We start from the raw sequence: 22,193 nt of genomic DNA, 5'->3' as shown, positions 1-22,193 counted from the left end.
GACTTCTCCACGGATTGTTTTTGTAGTGGGTGGCGGTTAGCGGTAGGCGACGTAGACATCGCTGAGCAGGTCGGCGGCCTGGGGTTTGGGATCGGACTTGGCCAGGCGCACGGCGTCTTCGATCAGCTGCGCGACTTCGGTGTCGATGCGTTCGAACTGAGCCGCGTCGAGCCAGCCTTCGGCGGTGCAGCGCTGGCGAAACAGGCTCAGGCAGTCGCCGGTTTCCCGCAGGTTTTTCACTTCGTCCGGGCCGCGATAGGTTTGCGCATCGCCTTCGAAGTGGCCGTAGAAACGGCTCAGTTTGACCTCCACCAGCGTCGGCCCTTTACCGCTGCGGGCACGCTCTACCGCGACGCCGAGGGCGGCGTGCACGGCAAAAAAGTCGTTGCCGTCGACAATCACCCCCGGCATGCCAAAACCCACGGCGCGCTCGGCAATGTCCTTGCAGGCCACCGACCAGCCGGACCCGGTGGCTTCGGCATAACCGTTGTTCTCGGCCACGAACAGGCACGGCAGGTTCATGATCGAGGCCAGGTTCATGGCTTCAAACACCGCGCCCTCGTTGGAGCCGCCGTCGCCGAAAAACGCGACCGCCACCCCCGCGCTGCCCTTGAGCTTGGCCGCCAGGGCCGCACCGGCTGCCAGCGGCGCCCCGGCACCCACAATGCCGTTGGCGCCGAGCATGCCCTTCTCCTGGTCGGCGATGTGCATGGAGCCGCCCTTGCCGCCGCACACCCCGGTCTTCTTGCCGTAGATCTCGGCCATCATGCCGAACACATCCACGCCCTTGGCGATGCAATGGCCGTGGCCACGGTGGTTGGAGGCGATGCAATCTTCATCGTTGAGGTGGGCCATGACCCCGGCGGCGCTGGCCTCCTGGCCGGCATACAAATGCACGAAACCGGGAATCTCGCCGGTGGCGAATTCCACGTGCAGGCGTTCTTCGAAATCACGGATGGTGCGCATCACGGTGTAGGCATGGAGCAATTGATCGGTGGACAGGTGAGTGGACATCTTGTTGTTCTCCAGGTTGTCTCGACACACAAAAGGCTGGATCAGGCCAGCTGCAAGACACTCAGCACGGCCTGTGCCAATATGCTGGAAAACCTGGGAAAGCCTTGATCCAGAGCAGCTGCCGGAAGACCCGGGCATGCCACTGTGGCCCGTTCAATGAGACGCGCCGTTGCAACCTGCCCGCAGCGTCTCAGGCGGGATGAGACGCTGCGTCTCACCTCGGGCAGTTGGTCAGGCCGGCCTTGTTCCTCCCGGCCCATGGGCGCTTAATGGCGGGCATAACAACAAGGATCGAGAACCGGAGGCTTCCATGCTCGCCGTGAACTCCAAGGACCATGTCGACTGTGTCAGCCGCGTGGTACGCAACGCCGACCGCCTGCCCCAGGCGCCGGTGCCGTCGCTGATTTTTGATTCCTGGCGCCGCTCCATGGAGCAGCACCACCTCGACCCCGGTTCCCTGCAAGGGCCGCGCATCCTCACCAGCACCCTGCTCAAGGAATGCCGCGAACGCGCCGAGCTGTTCATGCGCATCGCCAGTGAGGAAGTCGGGCAGATTCACAACCGGGTGCGCCACGCCGATTACTGCGTGATGCTTACCGACGCCCAGGGCCAGACCATCGACCATCGTGTGGACGCCGGCATTCGTAACGACTGCCGCAAGGCCGGCCTGTACCTGGGCACCTGCTGGTCGGAAGCCGAGGAAGGCACCTGCGGCGTGGCCACGGTGCTGACCAGCAAGGCCGCGGTCACCGTGCACAAGCGCGACCACTTTCGTGCGGCGTTTATCGGCCTGACCTGCTCTGCCGCACCCATCTTTGATCCCCAGGGCAACCTGCTGGGCGTGATGGACGCCTCCGCCCTGAAATCGCCGGATGACCGGCGCAGCCAGCACCTGGTGCGGCAGATGGTGGCGCAAAGCGCGCGGGCCATCGAGAACGCGTTTTTCATGCACAGCGCCCGGCAACATTGGGTGTTGCAGGCCCACAGCACGCCCGGTTACGTCGACAGCCAGCCGGACATGCTGCTGGCGTGGGATCAGGATGGGCGGCTGCAAGCCTTGAACAGCAAGGCGCGGCAGGCCCTGAGGTTGCGCTTCGGGCAATTGCCGGAGCATATCGGCGAAGTGTTTGACCTGGACGCGTTGCGCGCCGTGACCGATCAATCGACGCAGCAGTTGCATTGGCTCGGCGAGCCGGGGGCGTTGCAGGTACGGGTCAGCGCGCCGCGGCGTAAGGCTGCACGTACGACGGTGTCTTCGAGTCATCAGGTAGACCCGCGAGTAGAAGAACATCTGCGCCTGGCCGTGCGGGTCAAGGACCGCAACCTGCCGGTGCTGGTCCAGGGCGAAACCGGCGCCGGCAAGGAAGTGTTTGCCCGCCAGTTGCATGAACGCAGTGCCCGTCGCGACGGCCCCTTTGTGGCGGTGAACTGCGCGGCGATCCCGGAAAACCTGATCGAGAGCGAACTGTTCGGCTACGTGGCCGGAGCATTTACCGGTGCCTCCAGCAAGGGCATGACCGGGCTGCTGTTGCAGGCCGATGGCGGCACGTTGTTTCTCGACGAGATCGGCGACATGCCGCTGGCGTTGCAGACGCGACTGCTGCGGGTAATGGCCGAAGGTGAAGTGGCGCCGCTGGGCGGGGCAAAAACCCGGGCGGTCGATATCCAGGTGATCTGCGCCAGCCATCGGGACTTGGCGGCGCTGGTGAGTGCTGGAAGCTTTCGCGAGGATTTGTATTTCCGGTTGGGCTGTGCGCGGTTCTGTGTGCCGCCATTGCGCGAGCGCATGGACAAACTGGCATTGATCAATCGGCTTCTGGAGCAGGAGGCGCGGCACAGCGGTGTTGCGGTCGGGATCGCGGCAGCGGCGCTGGAGTCGCTGCTGGGTTATGCCTGGCCGGGGAATGTGCGGCAACTGCGGCATGTATTGGCATACGCCTGTGCGGTGTGCGACGGCGGGACAATTCAACTGGCGGATTTGCCGGTGGAAGTTCGTGGTGACGCGGTTGCGGTGGAAACATCGGAAAGCGTCAGCCCGGAACGGCAGTTGGTGCTGGACGCACTGATTCGGCATCGGTGGAAGCCGCTGGCGGCGGCGCAGGCGTTGGGGATTTCCAGGGCGACCTTGTATCGGCGGGTTAACCAGCTGGGTATCGACATGCCCGGAAAACACTGACAAGCCCATCGAATGGCAGCTTATAGCTGCCTACCCCAGACAGGCGTTATCAAAAACCACTTCTACTCTTATCTAATTAAGACTCCTCGACCCGCAAAGTACCTTCCGAAGGACTCAGCATTCATGACGACGTTTTCCTGCGAATGTGAGTTATGACCCGATGGGTTATGAAACTTCAGGAAGTCATCAGTTGCGTCTGTTACCAATACAAGATGACCTCCTTTCTTTGGCGGCTCTTGCTCAGGCCATCGAATAGAAGGGTGCACAGACGCAATAAAGAAATGACCGTCAGTAAACATCGGCTTGATCTCCTCCGCAGAGATACCGGTGACAATCTGTGCCTTCAGACCAAATTCTTTATTTAACATCTCAATCGCCGGCGCATAAATCATCCCATGGATACTTTCGCCATCGACTACGTAGGCTCCGTAGGCCAACGCCTTTTCCAGAAGGCTGAACGTTGAGTGAACGAGACCCGTCTTGGCGGCAAGAAGCATCTTAAGGCAGGCCATGCCACATAAGTGATTAGCCCACAATGCATACTCATCCACGCATCGGGCTCCAGAGTTTATCCAAAGCGGATCCTCAGAAACCGTCTTCTCGCCAGAAATTATATCGGCAGCCAAAAGTCGGGATTCCCATTGGCAGAAATAAGGAACGCATGCGACCATAAACACACCTCATTTAATAAAAAGTGGAACGGTTCCTAAAAAAGCGATAGCCCCAAAGAAAATTTGGGATTTTGCACGCCCTTCTTTATATAAGAAATAGGCGACGATCATAAGCAATGGAACTCTCATCGAAATTGCTAAATATCCATAGCTAACTGGTAGAGTCCCCGCCAGCGCAAAATTAAAAATTAACTCAGGAATGGTCCATCCCAACGCGATCATCACCCACAAACCAAATCTCATTCCAGACTTCTCATATATAAAAAATCGCGCGGACACCCAATTGCCAATTCCGACATATAGTAAATATACGTACCAACCAGACGCTGGTATTCCAACCTTGTCACATCCAGCAAATCCTATTACGGCGAGAATCATAAAATAGAATCTAAATTTATCAATCCGAGGCATAAAACTCAGATGACCAAAAATCACAAAACAAATCCCCCCTATAAAAAGAACGAGTACTGAAAGTATGCCCTGCCCTGATATCTGACTACCAAAAAGCCAATACTCCAAAAAAACTATCGCACCGATTGCAATCGGAAAAATATATGCCGTGGCAGAAACGCTACGGCCAATTATCTGTTGCTGGACAACAAGGAGCATCGTAAGCAAGCCCCCCTTAGTTAGCCCCGCTATCGCTCCCGACGCATTCAGGAGCATATCCGTATTCGCCAGCCCAGTTACCCAAGCAATAGGAAACAACAATAAACAAATACAGGTAGTTCCAGACCCAATCGCCCAAGCAGTAGTTTTTGGAAGAGCTTTACTCGCTACACTTCGAAAGAACAGAGTTCTCAAAGTAACACATAATAGTATCGACAGAAATGCTAACCCTTGAACGAAGCTCAATTAACTAGCCCCCTAAGCCTCTTGAAACTCTCTGGCGACCTAAAGCCGCCGCAATATGCACATCAATTGAGTCAATCAAATCAACCCCGCCATATTCTGATCGTTCATCGACAATCAAAGGCAACTCAGTACACCCCAATATTAAACTTTCTACACCCTGATCAATCAGATTATCCATCGCTCGATAGACCGCGCTCTTGGCTTTCTTGGAAAAATTATGTAGACACAAGTCATCATAAATCGCGGCATGGACAGCATAACGGAGATGCGCCTCCGGCAAAGAAACCTCAATATCTTCCACTCCAAATCTATCGACATAAAAACCACGTTCCATCACATACTTGGTCCCCAGCAATCCTACTTTTTTTTTGAATCCAGAGGCCTTAACCGCGGAAATCGTTGCATCTATGACATTTATAACCGGAATGGAAATCTTATTTTTGAGCAAGTCGCAAGTCTTACTAGTGGTATTGGAACATATTAATATCTTGGTTACCCCCGCACACTCCAACTTAATCGCCGCACTTAACAGAATCTCAAACTCACCTTTAAAATCATCTTCTTGTTGACACTTTAGGATTTTACTAAAATCTAGACTAAACACCATAAGATCCGCCGATTTGTGCCCACCTGCTTCCTGCGCGATCAGATTGAACCTACGATAACACTCCATTGTAGAAACCCAACTTACACCTCCAATCAAACCAATGCGTTCCATGCCATTGCTCCTTAATCTATCGTGTAGTCAACTTTAGAAAGCCTCATAACCTTCATATCATCCTGAGAGACAAAGTTAAGTATCATATCTGCCAAGGAAAGCCCATATCCATTCAACATTTTTGGAAGAATACTATTACGCATCAGCCCAGGGATTGGATTGGCCTCTAAAAAATACACATCACCACTTGGAGTTAAAATGTAATCAAAACGGCACATATGTGAAAAACCTAACTCATCAAATAAGTCCCGAGAAACACGCTTCATATGCAGGATCTCCACAGTATCCTCCTCCATCAGGACCTCATCAGCGCTACCAATCCGGTGCTTCTCCTCATGTCCAAAAAAGCCTCTCTTTGTATCAATTCTAATGGCTGGTAAGACAACGACTTTTTGATTAAGCCTTATGCATCCTATAGAATACTCTTGACCCTCAACAAACTCTTGAATCAAAGCTCTTTCGTCATATTTGAATATAGCGCGCAGATTATCTTCTATTATAGATATTTCAATATCGGAAACCGTATATCGCTCAGTAAACAAAGACGCCCCCAATGAGTTAGGCTTAACGACTACTTTAAGCCCATCAAAGAGATTTTTTATCTCCGCGACTGCCGAACAAGACTTAGCGTCTGTTAACGTTAACGTCGCAGGTACTTTTATAGTACTTTGCGACCCTGATACGTAGCACTGCATGTGAATTTTGCTCATTGCCAAACTTGACGGCAAAACTGGCCCAAAAGTACCACGAAGACCAACAATATTAGCCAAACCTTGAATATGCCCATCTTCCCCATAATTACCATGCAAAAGATTAACGATATAACCATTGGCACCTAATACATGCTTTGCGAAAGTCGCATAATCCACTGCATTCTTTGAGACCATATAGTCACGAGAGTGCCAACTTCTGTCAAAATCATAAAAACTAACATAATTATCAGAATCAACATAATAAACATGATTTATACACACACCACAATTTTCAGTACACAACTGATCATATACATAGCTGAAGGACTCCCTAGATGCGGCGTGCTCCGGCGACATCCCTCCAAAAATCAATGACACTTCAACCATATTACTCGAAACACTAAGAGCACCCATTTTATTTCCTCCATGGAAGCCGACAATAAATCCTCAATAGCCAAGGCTCCCGCGCAAACCAATCAGAACGAAATTTGATCACGTAGCAACTCAAGCTTAAAAACCGGCGAAGCATTTCAGCCTATCAAAATCATTCAATCAATATCGCGAAGTACAATTCAAAAGAAGCACCACCATGCATTCAAAAAAAATCCTCAATACTGATAAAAATAAACTGGCGAAGAACCTTCAGAAGAACCAGTACCAGATAAATCTTGGAACTTATATAAAGCAGAAGGCACAAATATAAAACAATGAAACAACACTTAATGCAACCCCTTCAGATGTGAAGTTTTTTTGAAAAAAACCAAGCCCACCCACACCACAACAGAAAATTACTCTTATAAATCAGACGTATACGTAAAAAAACAAAGTAAAAGCAATTGATAAATCACATAAAAATTCAACTTCCAGGCCAACTTACTCACCAACAGATAACATTACCCCTACAGGCACAATAGTAGTGTCCTACGGAACTTTCGCAGAATCAGAGATGATACATCCACCAAAGAGCTTCAATTGATCCTTATATATTTTTTGTGCGAGCGTACTTACACGCGCCGCCTATGTCTGCGCGATTTGTGAGAGGTGATTCAATCGGTAGATGTCCCGATGAAGCGGTTGCGGTTGAAGAGCAGGAAAGCGTGAGCCCGGAGCGGCAACGGGTGCTGGATGCGTTGATTCGGCATCGATGGAAGCCGCTGGCGGCGGCGCAGGCGTTGGGGATTTCCAGGGCGACCTTGTATCGGCGGGTTAACCAGCTGGGTATCGACATGCCCGGCAAGCACTGACCCAACACGGTCAAAAATGTGGGAGCGGGCTTGCTCGCGAAGGCGGTGTACCAGTCAACATTTCCGGTGACTGACACTCCGCCTTCGCGAGCAAGCCCGCTCCCACATTTTTTGACCGAGTGATTCCGCCGGGTCAGCGGTAGAGAATCCCCCCATCAATCAACGGCGATTGCCCGGTCATGTAATCCGAATCCGGCCCCGCCAGGTACGACACCAGCCCCGCTACATCCTCCGGCGTTTCCGCCCGGCCCAACGCAATCCCGTCCACATACTTCTTGTACGTCGCCCCTACCTCGGCGCCGGTAATCTCGGCCATGCGTTTGTCGATCTCGACCCACATATCCGTGCCCACCACACCCGGGCAGTAGGCGTTGACGGTAATCCCGTCAATGGCCAACTCCCTCGCGGCGGCCTGGGTCAGCGCACGCACGGCAAACTTGGTGGCCGAATACACCCCCAGCAACGCAAAGCCTTCATGGCCGGCAATCGAGCAGGCATTGATGATCTTGCCCCTCTGCTTCAGCGCCTTGAATTTCTTGCCTGCGGCCTGGATGCCCCAAAGCGTGCCCTGCACGTTGATACGCAGCGTGCGGTCGACCTGTTCCGGGGTTACGTCCAGCAGTGCGTCAATCTGTGCGATGCCGGCGTTGTTGACGATGATGTGGAAGCCGCCCAGGGTCTGGTGGGCATGGTCCACCGCCGCGACCACTTGCTCCAGCTTCGAGACATCGGCGACATACACCGAGGCCTTGCGCCCCAGTGCAACCACCTCGGCCGCCACCGCTTCAATCTTCGCGCTGTTGATGTCCACCAACGCTATGTCGGCGCCATCCCGCGCCAGGCGCAGGGCGATGGCCCGGCCGATGCCTTGCCCGGCGCCGGTCACCAGTGCAACTTTTCCAGCGATACTCATGACGATCTCCTTCAACGGTGAGAGAAGCCTTGTCTATCGCAGTTGCCAGGGGCCGCTGTCGAGCAGCAGCAGGATTGATCTGCGGGCTGAGACGGGTCGTCTCAAAGCGAACCATTCTCGAAAACTTGTAAAACGCCGCCGTTATGCCTAGCTTATGCGCCCTCCGCTCTGCGCTCTCAGGCCTTCCCCCATGGTTTTGCGTCTTCGCCCCGCTGCCCCTTCACGTTTTGCCCTCGGCCTGTTGCTCAGCGCAGGTATTGGAAGCAGCCAGGCGGCTGATATCGAGCTGCCGGAGGTGAAGGTCCAGGGCCAGGATGAATCCGGCTACAACACCGACACCGCGTCGGTGGGCGCTTTCAATGAGGCGCCGTTGCTCGACACGCCGGCCTCGATCGCGGTGTTCAACGAGTCGTTGATCAAGGACCAGCAGGCGCGCTTGCTCAGCGAAGTGCTGCGCAATGACGCCTCGGTGGGCGACAGCTATGCGCCCATCGGCTACTACGAAAACTTCGTGGTGCGCGGTTTCTCGCTGAATGCCGCCAGCAGTTACAAGATCAATGGCCGCACCATCACCGGCGAGCAGAACGTTGCCCTGGAGAACAAGCAGCGCGTGGAGCTGCTCAAGGGATTGTCGGGTATGCAAAGCGGGATTTCCGAGCCCAGCGGCGTGATCAATTACGTGACCAAGCGCCCGGAGGATGTGCGCTCGGTGACGGTGTCCACCGATGATCGCGGCAGTGGTTACCTGGCCACCGACGTGGGCGGCTGGTTTGGCAGCGAGCAGCAGTTTGGCCTGCGCGCCAACGTGGCCCATGAAGACCTGCATTCCTATGTCGAACATGCCAATGGCCACCGGGATTTCCTGTCCCTGGCGTTCGACTGGAACATCAGCCCCGACGCGGTATTGCAGCTGGATGCCGAGTATCAGAACAAGCAACAGCGCTCGGTGCCGGGTTATCAGCTGCTGGGCGGGACCGAGGTGCCGCACGACGCGTCGCCGAAAAAACTGCTGGGGCATCAGAGCGGTGCGAATCAGGTAGGGATTGATTCGCTGAACCTCAACGGCAAGTTTGAATATCGCTTCAGTGACCAGTGGAAAGGCAGCGTCAGCGCGGCGCGCAGCAAGGTGGTGATTGATGATTACAGTTCGTTTGCGTGGGGCTGCTACGGGTCCGCGAGCTGTGCCGGGGCCAAGGTACCGAACTACTTCAGCCCGGAAGGCAACTACGATATCTATGACTTCCGCAGCCCTGATGACACCCGGCGCGATGATGAAATCCAGGCCGCGATGACCGGGTTGTTCAATACCGGTGGCCTGGGGCATGAGTTGACGTTTGGCAGCAGTGCGTTTCGGCGAGTGGTGGACAAGCGCGAATCGGTCAACGAGATGATTGGCTCCGGCAATATCAATCAGGACCCGGAAAACTTCGCGCCCACCGATAAGCCCCTGAACGATAGCCATCGCAACCTCGACAGCCGCCAATACGGCCTGTTCGTCACCGACCGCATCAGCTTCAACGAGCAATGGCAGACCATCGTGGGTGGCCGCGAAGTGCGCCTGGACGAAAAGGCTTTCGATGATCAGGGCAACGAGTCGCGCCACACCCGGCAGTATGTGTTCCTGCCCCAGGCGGCGCTGATCTACAAACCGATTGAAAACCTGTCGCTCTACACCAGCTACAGCAAAGGCCTGTCCCTGGGCGGTACCGCGCCGTGGTTTGCCCTGAATAAAGATGAAACCCTCGCCCCGACAGTTTCCCGCCAGATCGAAGCCGGGGTGAAATACGACTGGCGCCGCATCAGCTTTGCCGCCGCGATCTTCCAGACTCGCCAGGCCTATCAATATGCCAGGCCGGATGACGCCGGCGACTACACCTACGTGCAACAGGGCGAGCAGAAAAACACCGGCCTGGAATTGTCCGCCAACGGCTGGGCCACCCAGCGCTTGCAGATCGCCGCCAGCGTCGCGGCCATCCGTGCACGGGTGACGGGCAGCGGCACGCCGGAATACGAAGGCCATCAGGCGATCAACGTGCCGAAACTGCGGGCCAGTCTGTACGCCGACTACGCCCTGCCCTGGGTCGACGGCCTGGCGCTGCTCGGCGGCGTGCAATACAGCGCCAACAAGTACGCCAATCGCACCGGTGATGTGGAAGTGGGCGACTACGCCATCGTCAACGTCGGCAGCCGCTACACCACCAAACTCGATGGCTATGAAACGGTATTTCGCCTGAGCGTCGACAACCTGTTCGACAAGCGTTACTGGCGCGATGCCGGCGAATACATGGGCGATGACTACCTGTTCCAGGGTGCGCCGTTGACGGCGCGCTTGAGTGCCACGGTCAATTTCTGACGGTACGCGGGATCGCCAGGCATAGCGCCGCCAAGGCGCACACCAACAGGGTCCAGCCCAACTGCTGGACCCAGGCTGCCAGGGTCAACCCCACCCCGATCACCAGGTAATACAGCAAACCGAACAAGGCGCCGGCGGTGCCAAGGCGGTCGCGATAAGCCGTGAGTGCCGCCCCCAGGACATTGGGAATCGCCATGCCGAAGGCCATGACCACCAACAGCATCGGCAACACGAACAGCCAACGGTCCTGTAACAGCACCACCAGCACGCTGCCCACTAACATCACGCCACCGGCTGCCAGCACCAGCTGTTCGCTGCCGGCCCCGCGCTTGAGCAACCCCTTGTTGAGCCAGGCCCCAAGCCCCGAGCCCAACGCCAGCAGGACGCCGCTGTAGCCGAACTGCTCGGCAGACAACCCCAGGCGCTGGAACACAAACGGCCCCAGGCTGTAATAGCTGAACAGCGCGATATTGAAGACCGCGACCAGCCCCACCGAACGCCACAGCGCCGCATCCTTGAGCATCAGGCCCAGGGAGCCGCGCAACGACGCTGTGGGCAGCGAGGCCGGGCGGGTTTCCGGCAAGGCCCACAGGCACCAGGCCAATAACGTCAGCGCCAGCAGCAACAAGCCTGTGAGCACCCCGCGATAGCCAAAGTGCTGCACCAGGCCCGCGCCAGTGAACAGGCCAATGGCGGGGCTGGCCGCCAGGGCAATGCCCACGACTGAAAACACCTGCGCCAGCTCGGCACCGCTGAAGCGGTCGCGCAGCACGGTTTGCGTCACCACCGACCCCACCGCCGCACCAAACGCCGCCACCGCCTGGGCCAGCAACAGGCCGTTGAACGAACGCACGCCCAAGGCCAGCGCTGTGGCCGCGCCATAAAGGGCCAACCCGGCCAGCATCACCGGGCGCCGGCCGAAGCGGTCACACAAGCGTCCCCACACCACTACCCCGAACGCGAAGGCCAGAAAGTACACCGACAAGGTCTGCCCCGCTGCCTCGGGCCCTACCGCAAACGCCTGGCCGATATCCGCCAGCGCAGGGCTATACAGGGTTTGTGCGATTTGCGGGAACATCAGCAGCGCCACCGCCAGCACCAGCAAGTTTTTCAACATCATCCAGACGCTCTTCACGAGTAAACAGGCCAGGGAGTCTAAACAGGGGCAGCTGGCGTATTATCCAGACTTCGACACCTTATCAATGAAATCGGACATCCCATGGCATGGCTGGCGGCGCAGACACCTTTCGATCCCGACCGCTTCGACGCGCCCGTGGTGGGCATCGCCGCCCTGCTGGGTGATCACGACTCCGGTGTACATCAGCATCAGCGCGGGCAATTGCTGTTCACCCAACAGGGCTGCACGCGCATTACCCTGGCCAACCAGCTGTGCCTGTTGCCGCCCACTCGGGCAGCGTGGATTCCCGGCGGTGTGCCGCACCGGGCAGTGATGCAACAGACCGTGGATTACCGTTCGGTGTATGTCAGCCCGGCATTGGCCGGGCAGTTGCCGGCACAAGTGCGGGTGATTGAGGTGAGTGCGCTGCTGCGGGCGGTGCTGGAGCCGATGGCAATGGCGGCGTTCGACACCGATTGGCAACAGGGCAAATACGCGCATTTGCTGGCGCTGTGCCTGAGTGAAATCCGCGAGGCAGTCGAGCAACCGCTGCTGCTGCCCCTGCCCACGGACAAACGCCTGGCGCCGTTATTGCAGAACCTCGACGCGCTGCCACCGGAGCTGCAAGCCTTGCAACGCCAGGTGGCCGCCAGCGGCAAAACCATCGGCCGGATCTTCCTGCGGGAAACCGGCATGGGCTATCAGCAATGGCGCCAGCAGTGGCGCCTGATGCGCGCCATCGAGCTGCTCGCCACCGGGCGCAGTCTCGGGTACTGCGCCTTTGAGTTGGGCTTTGCCAGTGACAGTGCGCTGATCGCCTTCTTCAAGGCCATGACCGGCGCCACGCCACGGGGTTACTTCAAGTGAATGCCGACTGGCTGTAACCCGGTGGTAGATCGGCTTCATTGATCGTTCCCTCGCTCTGCGTGGGAATGCATCCCGTGACGCTCCGCGTCACCCGTACGCAAGACTTGAGCCTTGCATCGCCCGCTGGACGCAGAGCGTCCGGGGCGGCATTCCCACGCAGAGCGCGGGAACGATCAGTCATCCCGGCGTCTTGTCGGGTTATTTAGGCATCTTGCGAAAACCCACCGCCAGACGGTTCCAGCTGTTGATGGTGGCGATCGCCACGCTCAGGTCGACTTGCTCTTGCGGGCTGAAGTGGGCGGCCAGTTCGGTGAAGTCTGCATCCGGTGCGTGGGTCTGGCTCAGCAGGGTCAGGCTTTCGGCCCAGGCCAGCGCGGCGCGTTCACGGGGGGTGAAGAACGGCGTTTCACGCCAGGCCGACACGGTGTACAGGCGGCGCTCGGTCTCGCCACCCTTGCGGGCGTCGGCAGTGTGCATGTCGAGGCAGAAGGCGCAGCCGTTGATCTGCGACACACGCAGGCGCACCAGTTCCAGCAGCGGCAGTTCGATGGACAGTTTGCCGACGGCAGCCTCCAGGGCCAGCATGGCTTTCATGGCATCCGGGGAGGCGGTGTAGAAGTCGGTACGAGCTTGCATGGTGATACTCCAGAACAGTGGGGATTGGTGTCTAGAGTAGTGACGAGGGGGCATTGGACAAATAGCCAATCCGGGGAAAGATCAGGTAGCCAATGGGGCCAATCCTGACGATCACCCCGGCCCTGCGCCTTCACCGCGAAACGCACTGGGGCTCAGCCCGGTCCAGCGCTTGAACGCCCGCCGAAAACTGCGCACATCGCTGTAGCCAACTTCCTCGGTGATCCGTTCGATGGACAACCCCGGGTTGCTCAGCAACCCCATGGTCCTTGCCCTGCGCACCTGTTCCAGCAAGCCCTCGAACGTCAGCCCATGCTCGGTCAGGCGCCGGCGCAAGGTACGCCCGCTCATGTTCAAGTCACTGGCGACCTTTTCCAGCTGGCTGCCCTGCAAATCCCGGGAAATCGCGCGCTCCACCGCCTGGATCAAATCCATTTTCTGATGCAGTTGCGCGCTTTCCAGCTCCAATAGCTCCAGGGCCTGGCGCAAGGCCAGGGCATGGTGATTGGGCAGCCGCACATCCAGCCAGTGGCTGGCCAGGACCATGCGGTTATGCAGGCAGCCAAAACGCACATCCGCACCCAATAGCTGGTGATAGTCAGCGACATAGGTGGGCGCGGCGTGGATAAATTCGACCCGCAGCGGCATGAAGCCCTCGCCCACCAGGGCGCGGCCATACACCATCAGGCTGGCGAAGAACTCCTCGGCGGCAAACACCTGCACCTCGGCGTAGGGCAGCAGGCATTCGATATCGACGAACACTTCCTGGGGGCCTTCATGGGTGCGCGAGGTGGCGATACCACCGGAGGTGTGCTGATGACGTTCCCCGATGGCAAACGCATCGCGCAACGTCTTGCACAGTGAAATCACATGGCCGAGCAGGCCCAGGGTGCCGAGTACGTTCTGATGGCCTACCCACAGGCCCAGCCCCTGGTCGGGCAACACCTTGAGTGCACGCTGGATCATCGCTACCGCCTGGCGATAGGAAATGCGCTGGGCCGGGTCGTCCAGGTCGGCCAGGGTGAATCCCAGGCCGCGGCACAGGTGCTCGGCGCTCGCGCCTTTTTGCGCGACCACTTGGCCGAGGGTTTGCAACAGAAATGGCGAGACCAGGGCCAGGTCATAGTGCGGATCAACGGCTTTCCTTTGCATGGATCTTCGATTCCCGACTGAGTGCTTCAGTTCTTGTTTTGGAAACATCCTGACAATCATAGGCTCTTGCAAGAACTGCTGCACTCTGGATGAAAGCTGTCCGCCAAAGTCCCCCTATGTGGCCGCCAATACCCTGCCCCGCCGGGCGCCGAGGGCTTATTTCTATAGGCAGCGTCGTCCTGATAATAATAATGAGCCCAGACATGAACACGACCCGTGCGTTTTACCCCGTGCAACTCGCCCTGTTGACCCTCATCAGCCTGCCGGCCCTGGCCACCGAAGGCGGCGTCGACAACATCGGCCCCGGCACCGATGGCTTCTACATCCTGCCGCTGGATGTCAACAACCTGCCCGACCACATGTTCGCCTTCAACATTTACTACAACCATTACGAAGCCAGGAAGCTCGATATCAGCTCGTTGGTTGGCAAGGTGCCGGACGTGAAGATCAAGTCCGACGCGATCATCCCGCGCCTGGATTACCTCAGCCCGTTGCGGGTATTCGGCGGGCGCCTGGGCGGCTACATCGCCCAGCCCTACCTGAAGCAACAGGTGTCGCTGTTCGGCATGTCCGACACCCGGGAAAGCATGGGCGACACCACCGTGGCGCCGATCATCCTCTGGGACCTGGGCAAGAACCTGACAGTGGGCACCGCCCTGGAAATCACCCTGCCCACCGGCGAATACGACGCCACGCGCCTGGCCAATACCAGCAACAATTTCTACACCTACAAACCGTTGGTGTCGGCGACCTGGATGCCCAACGAGCGCACTGAGCTGTCGATCAAGACCACCTACAGCTTCAACAAGGAAAACCCCGACACCCATTACCGTTCGGGGCAGATTTTTCACTTCGACTACTCGGCCAGCTACAAGGTGACGGATAACCTCAGCCTTGGGCTCAACGGCTACTACCTCAAGCAGACCACCGACGATAAGCAATACGGGCATACCGTGGTGAACATCTATGGCGAAGATGTGGATGACGGGGTCAAGGGCCAGGTGTTTGCGATCGGTCCGGCGGTGTATTTCACCTTCCTCAAGTATGCGAGTGCCGAGGTGCGCTGGGCCAAGGAGTTTGATGTGCAGAACCGGCCGGAAGGCGACATGTTGTGGGCGAAGTTGACGATTCCGTTTGCCCTGTAAACCCGGCAAAAACTGTAGGAGCGAGCTTGCTCGCGAAAAACGTCAACGATAACGCGGGCCGTCTGGATGAACGCGTCGTCCTTGGGTTTTTCGCGAGCAAGCTCGCTCCTACAGTGGGACGGCGTTGTCAGGTGTAGACCGGCCAGGTATCGACGATTTTCCCGCCCCGTACTGCCAGCAAATCGCCGAACTGCAGCAGCACAAACTCACTCTGGGTCGGGCGCAGGAACACCTGGTCTTCCACGTTCAGCCCCACCTTGGGCGAACCATTGACCATCTCCTGATTGGAGCTGCGCCCGTACAGTTCATTGCTCTGCAACCCCCTGGGCGACTCAAACTCCGCCATCCAGTTGCCCCCATAAATAAAGAACGTGGCGCGCTGATTCACATCCCACCACGAGAACAACCGCGACTTGCCGTCCAGCGCCGGAATGTCCACCGGCCCGGTGCTTTTCAACACGGGCGTGGCGATATAGGCCGCCGGCACATGCTCGCTCAGCGACGGCAAGTCATAGTGCGTCGGCTTGAGCAACGCCGTGCCCACCGACACCTCGCTGCTGAGCTTCTCCTGCTCGTGAATGCGATAGCTCGGGCTGCCTGCCGTATTCAACGTCAGCCCGTCGCGCCACAGCGGCGCAAAGTGCTGGCGGGTGTAATCCACATAGCCGTTGTAGCGCTGCATGACTTTGTCGAACAGGTCCTGGGGCGAGCCGAGAATCCCCGGCACGCCCATGCCCACGAACGGGTCGTAGCCCATGAACCCGCTGAATTCCAGCTGCTGCGGATGCGCGCTGATCATCGTCAGCATCTGCCCCAGCACCGCGTTGTCGCTGATGCCGCCGCGATGCAGGCCCACATCCAGCTCGATATTGACCCGTAGTTTCGTGCCCAATCCCTGGGCCAGCGCCAGGTATTGTTGCAGGCGCTCGGGCGTGTCCAGCAGCCATTGCAGCTGCCGGGACGGGTCGAACGGGCCCTTGTGGGTTTGGTAAAACAGCTCGGCAGAACGCACCGGCAACGGCTTGCCCAGCAGGATGTCCGCATCGGGAAAGACCTGGGCGTCGTGATTCAGAAATGGCTGATGAAACGACATCAGGCGCTGGGTACCGGCTCGCTTGGCGATGTACGCCAGCAGCCCCGGCGACGGCAGGGATTTCTCCACCAGCCGCAGGTGTTTGCCGCCGCGCTGCACCGACTGCATCACCACGTCGATGTTGTGGTCCAGGCGATCGAGGTCGATCAGCATCACCGGGCGCATCGGCCCATGGGCCTTGAGTTCCTGGTTGAGGCTGCGGAAATACTCGGTGTAAGGGCTGCCCCGGTCGCCCGGCCTCAGCAAGATGGCACCCCCCACCAGCAACACGCCGGTGCCGAGCATGAAATGTCTGCGGTTCATCAGGCCACTCCCAGAATAGACGACAGGTGTGCATTGAGGAATTTGCCGCTGGGGTCCAGCTCGCGGCGCACTCGGGTAAATTCCTCCCAGCGCGGATACAGCGGCTGCAAAGTGCGCGCATTGAGGGTGTGCAACTTGCCCCAGTGCGGGCGACCGGCGTATTTCCAGAAGATCGGTTCTACGGCGGCGAAGAAGTTGTGGTGGTCCATGGTGTAGTGCTGGTGCACGGAAATCGAACAGCTGTCGCGGCCCTCGAACATGCTCAGCGGAATGTCATCGGCCTTGACGTAGCGGTACTCGATGGGAAACCAGGTGCGCAGGTCCTTGTCGTTGATCAGCTTGAGGATTTCCCGCAGGCAAGCCGGCCCGTGCTCGGCGGGCACTGAATATTCCATCTCGTTGAAACGCACGTTGCGCACGTTGGCGTACACCTGGAACGACTCGGCCACGCGGTCATCGAAGCTGGCAAAAAAGCGCAGGCTGTTGAGCAAGGTACGCCGGGCCTCGGGGAAATCGCTGCCGTATTTGTCGAGTTTCTCGATGATCGACACAAACTCGTTGCCGCCCGCCTCCGCCGGGTCGATGGGCGGGGTTGCGGGGTCGGTGGTTTCGTTCAGGGCAATGGACAGGGCGTAGTCGGAATGGGTCACCACGAGCATTTCCCAGTGCTGGTTTTCCCGGGTGTTCTTAGCCACGTCCTCCAGCAGTTCTTCAGTCTTGGCGATCCACTGACGCTCCCGCAGGCGGTACGGTGCGCGGTTTTGCAGGCGGACCTGGGTGGCCACGCCGAGGGCGCCGAGGGACACCCGGGCGGCACTGAACACCTCGGGGTGGCGCTTGGCGTCGCACTCCAGCACCTCACCCTGGGCGGTCACCAGTTGCAGGCCGGTGACGCAACCGGAATATGAGGTGAAGCCCACACCGGTGCCGTGGGTGGAAGTGGAGATCGCCCCGGCCAGGGTCTGGTAGTCGATATCCGCCATGTTCGGCAGCGCCTGCCCAACGTCTTTCAAGGCCTGGCCCATGCGCGACATCGGCGTGCCGGCGGCGAAGGTGGCCTGCACGGTTTGCGGGTCGTGATCCAGCAGGCCATTGAAGTAACTCAGGGACAGCAGCGTGCCGTCGGTGGGCACCAGGGCACTGAACGAATGGCCCGAGCCCACCGGCCGCACCTTGCCCGGTGCCTGGCCGATGACCTGCACCAGTTCATCAAGGTTCTTCGGCGCCAGCCGCGCCAGGGGCAGACAGGTTTGCGCCCCCGACCAGTTGCGCCAGGGAATCAGCCGCGGTGCCCGGGCCAGCTGGGCCAGCACCGGGTTACTGGTCAATGCCATGAACGCGCCGGCTACCGCGCCGCGCTGCAATAATTCTCGCCGTGAAAGCGCCATTGCCTACCCCGTTATGCTTATTGGATGTGTTGACCCGACATAAAACTGATCAGCCCCAGGAATTGCTCTTCGGAGCACTGCACGCACAGGCCCATCGGCGGCATGCCGTTGTAGCCGTTGATGGTGTGGTCCAGCAGGGTGTCCGGGCCCTGGGCAAGGCGCGGGCTCCAGGCCGGGCCGTCACCGGTCAGCGGCGCACCGGAGGCCGGGTTGGCGTGGCACAGCTTGCAACTGGTGTCGTAGACCTGGGCCAGGGCTGCGTCGCCGGGCATGGCATTGGCCGCCGTGGCGCGTTCGGGGGGATGTTTCGGTTTGTCGCCACAGGCTGTCAGCAGGCAGGTCACGGCCAGCAGCAGACTGATGCGACGGGGGTTGATTGCCCGCATAGCCACCTTCTCTCTTATTGTGTGAAAGCGTGATCCACACTAAGGCAGCCAGGGCGCGGCGTTGAGGGTATTGGGGGACAGAAAGGGGGGCTTGGGCGGACAGGCCTCAGCGGCTGATCGTTCCCACGCTCTGCGTGGGAACGCCGCCTTGGACGCTCTGCGTCCGCGTTGTGACGCAGAGCGTCACGGGATGCATTCCCACGCAGAGCGTGGGAACAATCAGTCAGGCAGATTTAGAAGGCTATACCGACCTTGAACCCATACTCGTCACGCTTGAGCTTGGTGTTGTCGGCCACGTACGAATCGTCATCGAGCTTGTACTCGGTGCGGGTGTAGTACAGGCCCGCCATCACTGGCAGATCGCCTTTCTGGTTCATCAGCAGGCTGACTTCGGCGTACGGGTTGGTGCGGTCCTTGAGGTCCACGGTGTCGCTGCCGATGCCGTCGACCTTGAGCTTGGCGCGGCCGTCGATGGTATGGCGGGCGCCCAGTTCAACACGCATGGTCATGTCGTCGAACTGGTGGTTGTAGCCCAGGGCCGCCTTGGCGAACGGCGATTTGTTGGTGAGTTTCATGTCGTAGTCGCCCGAGTCCGGCTCGTAGCGGGTCCAGCTGTAGCCGCCACCCACCAGCACGTCGACGAAGTTGCGCGCATCCAGCGCGGCACGCCAGCCGAGGTCAAGGTCGGCCTGGCCTTCCTTGAGCTTGTTGTCGCTCTTCTCGCCGTACTTGGCTTCGATACCGGCCTGGTAGATAAAGCCGGATTCAGCCGTCAGCTTGTTGCCGAAGTTATAGAACAGGCCGGCTTCAGGCATGTGGTCCTTGTCGCTTTGGCTACCGCCTTCGAGTTTGAAGTCGTTGTAGCTGCCGAGGATCCCGAAGGTGGAAATCGGGTCGGTCGGCGCTGCGGCGAACACCACACCAGGTGCCGCGATCAAGGCCAGGACCGAGGAATTCTTGAGGATCTTTCCGAATAGTTTGGACATCGTTTTACGTCTCCATTGCAGGTGGCAAATTATTCAGGAAACGCTTCGAACCCTCGTTTTGGCGAAAGGTTCGAATTAATTTGCACCTTTTTCGAGGTAAAACGGTTCAGCGAAGGCTCTATATCAAGCGTCTTGGACGGGAGCCAGCAAACGGCCGAGAATTGACCGCAACTGCGGATGCGCCGGCAGGCGAATGCCAAAGCTGGCCTGCAACAGGTTCAGCAACTCTTCGACGTCCTCGATTGCACGCTTTTCGCTGGCCCGGTCCAGGTAGTGAATCGCGTACTGGCCGTTGTTCAGCGTGCGGCGAAATCCCGGGCCAATCAGTGCGACTTTCAGCTGGCCGAGGAACGGCGAATCCGGATGGGTGGAGACGTACCAGTTACCGATCTCGTAGTCGAAGTGTGACTGCACCTGCAGGTCGAACACATACAAGCCGCGCCACTCACCGGCGACCTGCGCCCACAAGGTGTAGCTGCCCTCGTCCAGGCTCAGGCGATAGGGTTCATGGGCGGTGGCCTGGGTGGCATCGGTGTCCAGTTGCAAGGGACTGGTGGGCACCATGCCACCAAAGCCGACATCACTGATGTAACGCACGCCGTCCAGGGTCACCAGGCTCAGCCGATGGGTGCGCGCCGTCAGTGCATCGGGTGGCCCCCCCATCACCACACGGCCGGTAATGCCCCGCGCCTCGAAGCCCAACTCCTGCAACAAGGCCAGGAACAGCTGGTTCAGCTCGTAGCAATAACCACCACGGCCGTCGAACAGGACTTTTTGTTCGACGCTCGGCAAATCGATCGGCACCGGTGCGTGCAGCAGGGTCGACAGGCTTTCAAACGCAAAGGTGCTGACATGGCGCAACTGCAGATCCTGCAGGGTTTGCAGGGTGGGCGGAGGCGGCGTGTCGTAGCCCAGACGTTGCAGGTAGAGGCGGCTGTGGGTCAGCTCTGGCATGACGCAATCCTGGAGTCGGTGGCGAAAGCACCACTAATACCCTGACGGCGGTTATTTGCCAATTGTGGGTTGAGTCAAATGCAAGTCCTCAGATGCACAAACTTTCTGAACCTTTCTGAACTGATTTATATCCATTCACTACAAGACAGGGAGGCATCATGAGTACCGCAATGATCTACACCATCCACTACTTGCTACACGGCGAACCAAAAACCTTTGTGGTGCGTGCCGAGGTCATGAACAACGCCGAAGCGTGGCATTGGGCGGCCGTTGATGCCGACATTGCCCACGTGGGGCGGATAGGCCGGCCGGGCCACGAGCGGGTGAAAAAGACCACTCGTCCCTGGGCGGAGAAGTTCGGCATCACCGAGGTGACATGGACAGCCCCGAAACGGCTTGGTTGAGGAATAAAAAGCCCCGCACGACGGCGGGGCTTGTTTCACTTTTTCAGATCACCGAGGGGATCATAGGCCGGCTTCTTGCCGGTTTTTTCTGGCTTGTCCAACGGGGCAATGGCGGGACCTACCGGGTCGACCTGTGGGTCTGCGACGTCCGGGGAATCGGGGTCGAAACCCAATTCGTCCTTGCCGCTGGAATGCTCGGATGAATGCGGGCCGCTTGTACGATTAGTCATAACTACCTCCTTGGCGCGCCGGGTCTACAGCGGGCGGGCCTTGTCGTGCAGGTTTTCCAGGTCTTCCTCGACCTGCTCTTCTTCGTCTTGCCGTTCGGCCGGGTCGTTGGGGCGCAGGGCGTCGTTGTCACGCTCCTCTTCGCCGGGGGTGCGGTCGGGGTTGGGTGTGCCGGGCGGCTGTTGCTGGTAACGGGTCATGGTTCACCTCGCTTGGGGGTCGGTTGCCTACAGGGGTTAGAGAAATTGCGCTAATCCATCGTTCAACCTGATTACCGTCACTCCGACGGGTGAAGCATGAGAAGATGCTGGCCGGCGTTATAACCCTACTTGTGCCATGGAGACTGACCCTGGATGTTTGAGCTCAAACCGTGCGACCCGATTGTTTTTCGCCAGCAGACGCGACGCAGTACGTTGATAGTCGCGGGGTTGTTTGTGGTGTTGGCGATGGTGCTTTCCAGCCTGGCGGTGATGCTGTTTGGTGAGCCTGGGGGGGATAATTTTCGCTTTAATGTGGGCGGGGTGTTTGCCGGGGTGTTGATTACCGTAGGGCTGGTGCGGGGGCCGTTCTGGAACCAGGCCTGGTTCGCGCCGGCGGTGTATGGGTGGCAGCTCAAGCGCAGCCTGATGAGTGTGACTAATGTGATGCACAAGGTGACTGACGGGGTGAAGGCGAATGATCCGGTGGCGATCAAGTTGCTGCGGTTTTATCACCTTGGGTTGATGCAGATGCACGAACTGGACGCCAATTCGAGTTCTCAGGCGCAGTTGGTGCGGGAGGTTGATGAGCACCTGGAGAGGATGCGGGGGTTGGGGATTGAGCCTGACCAGACGCGGCTGGATCCGGATTGGGTTGAGGCTGTGAAGGCTCGCTGATTGGGGGGCATATCCGTTATTTGGGT

Annotated in this window: 22 protein-coding genes and 1 pseudogene; 7 read left to right on the top strand and 16 right to left on the bottom strand. The window is 58.4% G+C overall.

Translation table 11 applies throughout. The annotated features are described in order from the left end of the window. Positions 1 to 36: 36 nt before the first annotated feature. The gene (locus HX869_RS29885; RefSeq protein WP_003219159.1) at positions 37 to 1,014 is read right to left on the bottom strand and encodes a thiamine pyrophosphate-dependent dehydrogenase E1 component subunit alpha; all 978 of its coding nucleotides are present in this window, start codon (positions 1,012 to 1,014) and stop codon (positions 37 to 39) included. A gap of 310 nt (positions 1,015 to 1,324) precedes the next feature. On the opposite strand from HX869_RS29885, the gene HX869_RS29880 reads away from it, so the two are divergent. Next, positions 1,325 to 3,190, top strand: coding sequence for a sigma-54-dependent Fis family transcriptional regulator (locus HX869_RS29880; RefSeq protein ID WP_177029258.1), 1,866 nt, complete (start codon positions 1,325 to 1,327; stop codon positions 3,188 to 3,190). Positions 3,191 to 3,258: 68 nt separating this feature from the next. On the opposite strand, the gene HX869_RS29875 is transcribed toward HX869_RS29880, so the two are convergent. The 4 genes from HX869_RS29875 to HX869_RS29860 all read right to left on the bottom strand — a co-directional run bounded on the left by HX869_RS29875 (position 3,259) and on the right by HX869_RS29860 (position 6,540). After that, complete coding sequence (locus tag HX869_RS29875; RefSeq protein ID WP_218646349.1) at positions 3,259 to 3,741, bottom strand: C39 family peptidase; 483 nt, start codon at positions 3,739 to 3,741, stop codon at positions 3,259 to 3,261. A 129-nt stretch (positions 3,742 to 3,870) separates the two neighbouring features. Further along, the gene (locus HX869_RS29870) at positions 3,871 to 4,716 is read right to left on the bottom strand and encodes a hypothetical protein (protein ID WP_143495486.1); all 846 of its coding nucleotides are present in this window, start codon (positions 4,714 to 4,716) and stop codon (positions 3,871 to 3,873) included. 4 nt (positions 4,717 to 4,720) lie between these two features. Continuing rightward, positions 4,721 to 5,434: an aspartate/glutamate racemase family protein gene (locus HX869_RS29865; protein ID WP_178904082.1), complete on the bottom strand. Its 714-nt coding sequence runs from the start codon at positions 5,432 to 5,434 to the stop codon at positions 4,721 to 4,723. An 11-nt stretch (positions 5,435 to 5,445) separates the two neighbouring features. Continuing rightward, on the bottom strand, positions 5,446 to 6,540 hold the full coding sequence (locus HX869_RS29860) for a D-alanine--D-alanine ligase (protein ID WP_178904081.1): 1,095 nt from the start codon (positions 6,538 to 6,540) through the stop codon (positions 5,446 to 5,448). 677 nt (positions 6,541 to 7,217) lie between these two features. Between HX869_RS29860 and HX869_RS29855 the strand changes: the two are divergent. After that, positions 7,218 to 7,370: pseudogene (locus tag HX869_RS29855) on the top strand (helix-turn-helix domain-containing protein); the annotation flags it as partial. Positions 7,371 to 7,503: 133 nt separating this feature from the next. On the opposite strand, the gene HX869_RS29850 reads toward HX869_RS29855, so the two are convergent. Next, positions 7,504 to 8,283: an acetoin reductase gene (locus HX869_RS29850; RefSeq protein WP_177035637.1), complete on the bottom strand. Its 780-nt coding sequence runs from the start codon at positions 8,281 to 8,283 to the stop codon at positions 7,504 to 7,506. 190 nt (positions 8,284 to 8,473) lie between these two features. Between HX869_RS29850 and HX869_RS29845 the strand changes: the two genes are divergently transcribed. Next, a complete protein-coding gene (locus tag HX869_RS29845; protein ID WP_087694140.1) occupies positions 8,474 to 10,636 on the top strand; it encodes a TonB-dependent siderophore receptor in 2,163 nt (720 codons plus the stop codon). Here HX869_RS29845 and HX869_RS29840 read toward each other — a convergent pair. After that, on the bottom strand, positions 10,626 to 11,756 hold the full coding sequence (locus HX869_RS29840) for an MFS transporter (protein WP_178904080.1): 1,131 nt from the start codon (positions 11,754 to 11,756) through the stop codon (positions 10,626 to 10,628). The genes HX869_RS29845 and HX869_RS29840 overlap by 11 nt on opposite strands. 99 nt (positions 11,757 to 11,855) lie before the next feature. Here HX869_RS29840 and HX869_RS29835 point away from each other — a divergent pair, with 99 nt between their 5' ends. Then, positions 11,856 to 12,620 (top strand): helix-turn-helix transcriptional regulator, encoded by a 765-nt coding sequence (locus tag HX869_RS29835; protein ID WP_003219180.1) that lies wholly within the window; start codon positions 11,856 to 11,858, stop codon positions 12,618 to 12,620. Positions 12,621 to 12,818: 198 nt separating this feature from the next. Here the strand turns inward: HX869_RS29835 and HX869_RS29830 are convergent, their stop codons facing one another. Then, on the bottom strand, positions 12,819 to 13,256 hold the full coding sequence (locus HX869_RS29830; RefSeq protein ID WP_003219182.1) for a carboxymuconolactone decarboxylase family protein: 438 nt from the start codon (positions 13,254 to 13,256) through the stop codon (positions 12,819 to 12,821). Between the two features lie 111 nt (positions 13,257 to 13,367). Further along, positions 13,368 to 14,405, bottom strand: coding sequence for an AraC family transcriptional regulator (locus tag HX869_RS29825; RefSeq protein WP_102368645.1), 1,038 nt, complete (start codon positions 14,403 to 14,405; stop codon positions 13,368 to 13,370). Between the two features lie 203 nt (positions 14,406 to 14,608). On the opposite strand from HX869_RS29825, the gene HX869_RS29820 reads away from it, so the two are divergent. Beyond that, the gene (locus tag HX869_RS29820; protein WP_178904079.1) at positions 14,609 to 15,550 is read left to right on the top strand and encodes a transporter; all 942 of its coding nucleotides are present in this window, start codon (positions 14,609 to 14,611) and stop codon (positions 15,548 to 15,550) included. A gap of 127 nt (positions 15,551 to 15,677) precedes the next feature. Here the strand turns inward: HX869_RS29820 and HX869_RS29815 are convergent, their stop codons facing one another. From HX869_RS29815 to HX869_RS29795, 5 genes are all read right to left on the bottom strand, one after another. Beyond that, positions 15,678 to 16,886 carry a DSD1 family PLP-dependent enzyme gene (locus tag HX869_RS29815; protein ID WP_178904087.1) on the bottom strand — a complete coding sequence of 403 codons (1,209 nt, stop codon included), beginning with the start codon at positions 16,884 to 16,886 and terminating at the stop codon, positions 15,678 to 15,680. A 59-nt stretch (positions 16,887 to 16,945) separates the two neighbouring features. After that, positions 16,946 to 18,274, bottom strand: a complete 1,329-nt coding sequence (locus HX869_RS29810) for a D-arabinono-1,4-lactone oxidase (RefSeq protein WP_178904086.1) — start codon at positions 18,272 to 18,274, stop codon at positions 16,946 to 16,948. 77 nt (positions 18,275 to 18,351) lie between these two features. Beyond that, positions 18,352 to 18,720: a cytochrome c5 family protein gene (locus HX869_RS29805; protein WP_178904078.1), complete on the bottom strand. Its 369-nt coding sequence runs from the start codon at positions 18,718 to 18,720 to the stop codon at positions 18,352 to 18,354. 233 nt (positions 18,721 to 18,953) lie between these two features. Beyond that, positions 18,954 to 19,706 (bottom strand): outer membrane beta-barrel protein, encoded by a 753-nt coding sequence (locus HX869_RS29800; protein ID WP_003210885.1) that lies wholly within the window; start codon positions 19,704 to 19,706, stop codon positions 18,954 to 18,956. 123 nt (positions 19,707 to 19,829) lie between these two features. Beyond that, positions 19,830 to 20,660 (bottom strand): arylamine N-acetyltransferase, encoded by an 831-nt coding sequence (locus HX869_RS29795; protein WP_177029252.1) that lies wholly within the window; start codon positions 20,658 to 20,660, stop codon positions 19,830 to 19,832. 158 nt (positions 20,661 to 20,818) lie between these two features. On the opposite strand from HX869_RS29795, the gene HX869_RS29790 reads away from it, so the two are divergent. Next, positions 20,819 to 21,064 carry a DUF6555 family protein gene (locus HX869_RS29790; protein ID WP_023658994.1) on the top strand — a complete coding sequence of 82 codons (246 nt, stop codon included), beginning with the start codon at positions 20,819 to 20,821 and terminating at the stop codon, positions 21,062 to 21,064. Between the two features lie 35 nt (positions 21,065 to 21,099). Here HX869_RS29790 and HX869_RS29785 read toward each other — a convergent pair whose 3' ends face one another. Together HX869_RS29785 and HX869_RS29780 are read right to left on the bottom strand one after the other, a co-directional pair. Then, positions 21,100 to 21,294 carry a DUF6021 family protein gene (locus tag HX869_RS29785; protein WP_003210890.1) on the bottom strand — a complete coding sequence of 65 codons (195 nt, stop codon included), beginning with the start codon at positions 21,292 to 21,294 and terminating at the stop codon, positions 21,100 to 21,102. Positions 21,295 to 21,318: 24 nt separating this feature from the next. Next, positions 21,319 to 21,492: a hypothetical protein gene (locus HX869_RS29780; protein WP_003210891.1), complete on the bottom strand. Its 174-nt coding sequence runs from the start codon at positions 21,490 to 21,492 to the stop codon at positions 21,319 to 21,321. Between the two features lie 153 nt (positions 21,493 to 21,645). On the opposite strand from HX869_RS29780, the gene HX869_RS29775 reads away from it, so the two are divergent. Then, positions 21,646 to 22,167, top strand: a complete 522-nt coding sequence (locus HX869_RS29775; RefSeq protein WP_003210892.1) for a DUF3087 family protein — start codon at positions 21,646 to 21,648, stop codon at positions 22,165 to 22,167. Positions 22,168 to 22,193 lie beyond the last annotated feature (26 nt).

The sequence above is a fragment of the Pseudomonas sp. P7779 genome (assembly GCF_013386315.1).
GTDB lineage: Bacteria > Pseudomonadota > Gammaproteobacteria > Pseudomonadales > Pseudomonadaceae > Aquipseudomonas.
Note: the sequence above shows the minus strand (reverse complement) of the source record. Positions and strands in the feature narration are given on the sequence as shown.

Bases quoted from the DNA above. Each gene is read 5' to 3' on its own strand.
- HX869_RS29860 (WP_178904081.1), bottom strand. From the start codon at position 6,540: ATGGGTGCTCTTAGTGTTTCGAGTAATATGGTTGAAGTGTCATTGATT.
- HX869_RS29805 (WP_178904078.1), bottom strand. From the start codon at position 18,720: ATGCGGGCAATCAACCCCCGTCGCATCAGTCTGCTGCTGGCCGTGACC.
- HX869_RS29790 (WP_023658994.1), top strand. From the start codon at position 20,819: ATGAGTACCGCAATGATCTACACCATCCACTACTTGCTACACGGCGAA.
- HX869_RS29835 (WP_003219180.1), top strand. From the start codon at position 11,856: ATGGCATGGCTGGCGGCGCAGACACCTTTCGATCCCGACCGCTTCGAC.
- HX869_RS29800 (WP_003210885.1), bottom strand. From the start codon at position 19,706: ATGTCCAAACTATTCGGAAAGATCCTCAAGAATTCCTCGGTCCTGGCC.
- HX869_RS29850 (WP_177035637.1), bottom strand. From the start codon at position 8,283: ATGAGTATCGCTGGAAAAGTTGCACTGGTGACCGGCGCCGGGCAAGGC.
- HX869_RS29885 (WP_003219159.1), bottom strand. From the start codon at position 1,014: ATGTCCACTCACCTGTCCACCGATCAATTGCTCCATGCCTACACCGTG.
- HX869_RS29840 (WP_178904080.1), bottom strand. From the start codon at position 11,756: ATGATGTTGAAAAACTTGCTGGTGCTGGCGGTGGCGCTGCTGATGTTC.
- HX869_RS29845 (WP_087694140.1), top strand. From the start codon at position 8,474: ATGGTTTTGCGTCTTCGCCCCGCTGCCCCTTCACGTTTTGCCCTCGGC.
- HX869_RS29830 (WP_003219182.1), bottom strand. From the start codon at position 13,256: ATGCAAGCTCGTACCGACTTCTACACCGCCTCCCCGGATGCCATGAAA.
- HX869_RS29865 (WP_178904082.1), bottom strand. From the start codon at position 5,434: ATGGAACGCATTGGTTTGATTGGAGGTGTAAGTTGGGTTTCTACAATG.
- HX869_RS29780 (WP_003210891.1), bottom strand. From the start codon at position 21,492: ATGACCCGTTACCAGCAACAGCCGCCCGGCACACCCAACCCCGACCGC.
- HX869_RS29825 (WP_102368645.1), bottom strand. From the start codon at position 14,405: ATGCAAAGGAAAGCCGTTGATCCGCACTATGACCTGGCCCTGGTCTCG.
- HX869_RS29775 (WP_003210892.1), top strand. From the start codon at position 21,646: ATGTTTGAGCTCAAACCGTGCGACCCGATTGTTTTTCGCCAGCAGACG.
- HX869_RS29785 (WP_003210890.1), bottom strand. From the start codon at position 21,294: ATGACTAATCGTACAAGCGGCCCGCATTCATCCGAGCATTCCAGCGGC.
- HX869_RS29795 (WP_177029252.1), bottom strand. From the start codon at position 20,660: ATGCCAGAGCTGACCCACAGCCGCCTCTACCTGCAACGTCTGGGCTAC.
- HX869_RS29880 (WP_177029258.1), top strand. From the start codon at position 1,325: ATGCTCGCCGTGAACTCCAAGGACCATGTCGACTGTGTCAGCCGCGTG.
- HX869_RS29820 (WP_178904079.1), top strand. From the start codon at position 14,609: ATGAACACGACCCGTGCGTTTTACCCCGTGCAACTCGCCCTGTTGACC.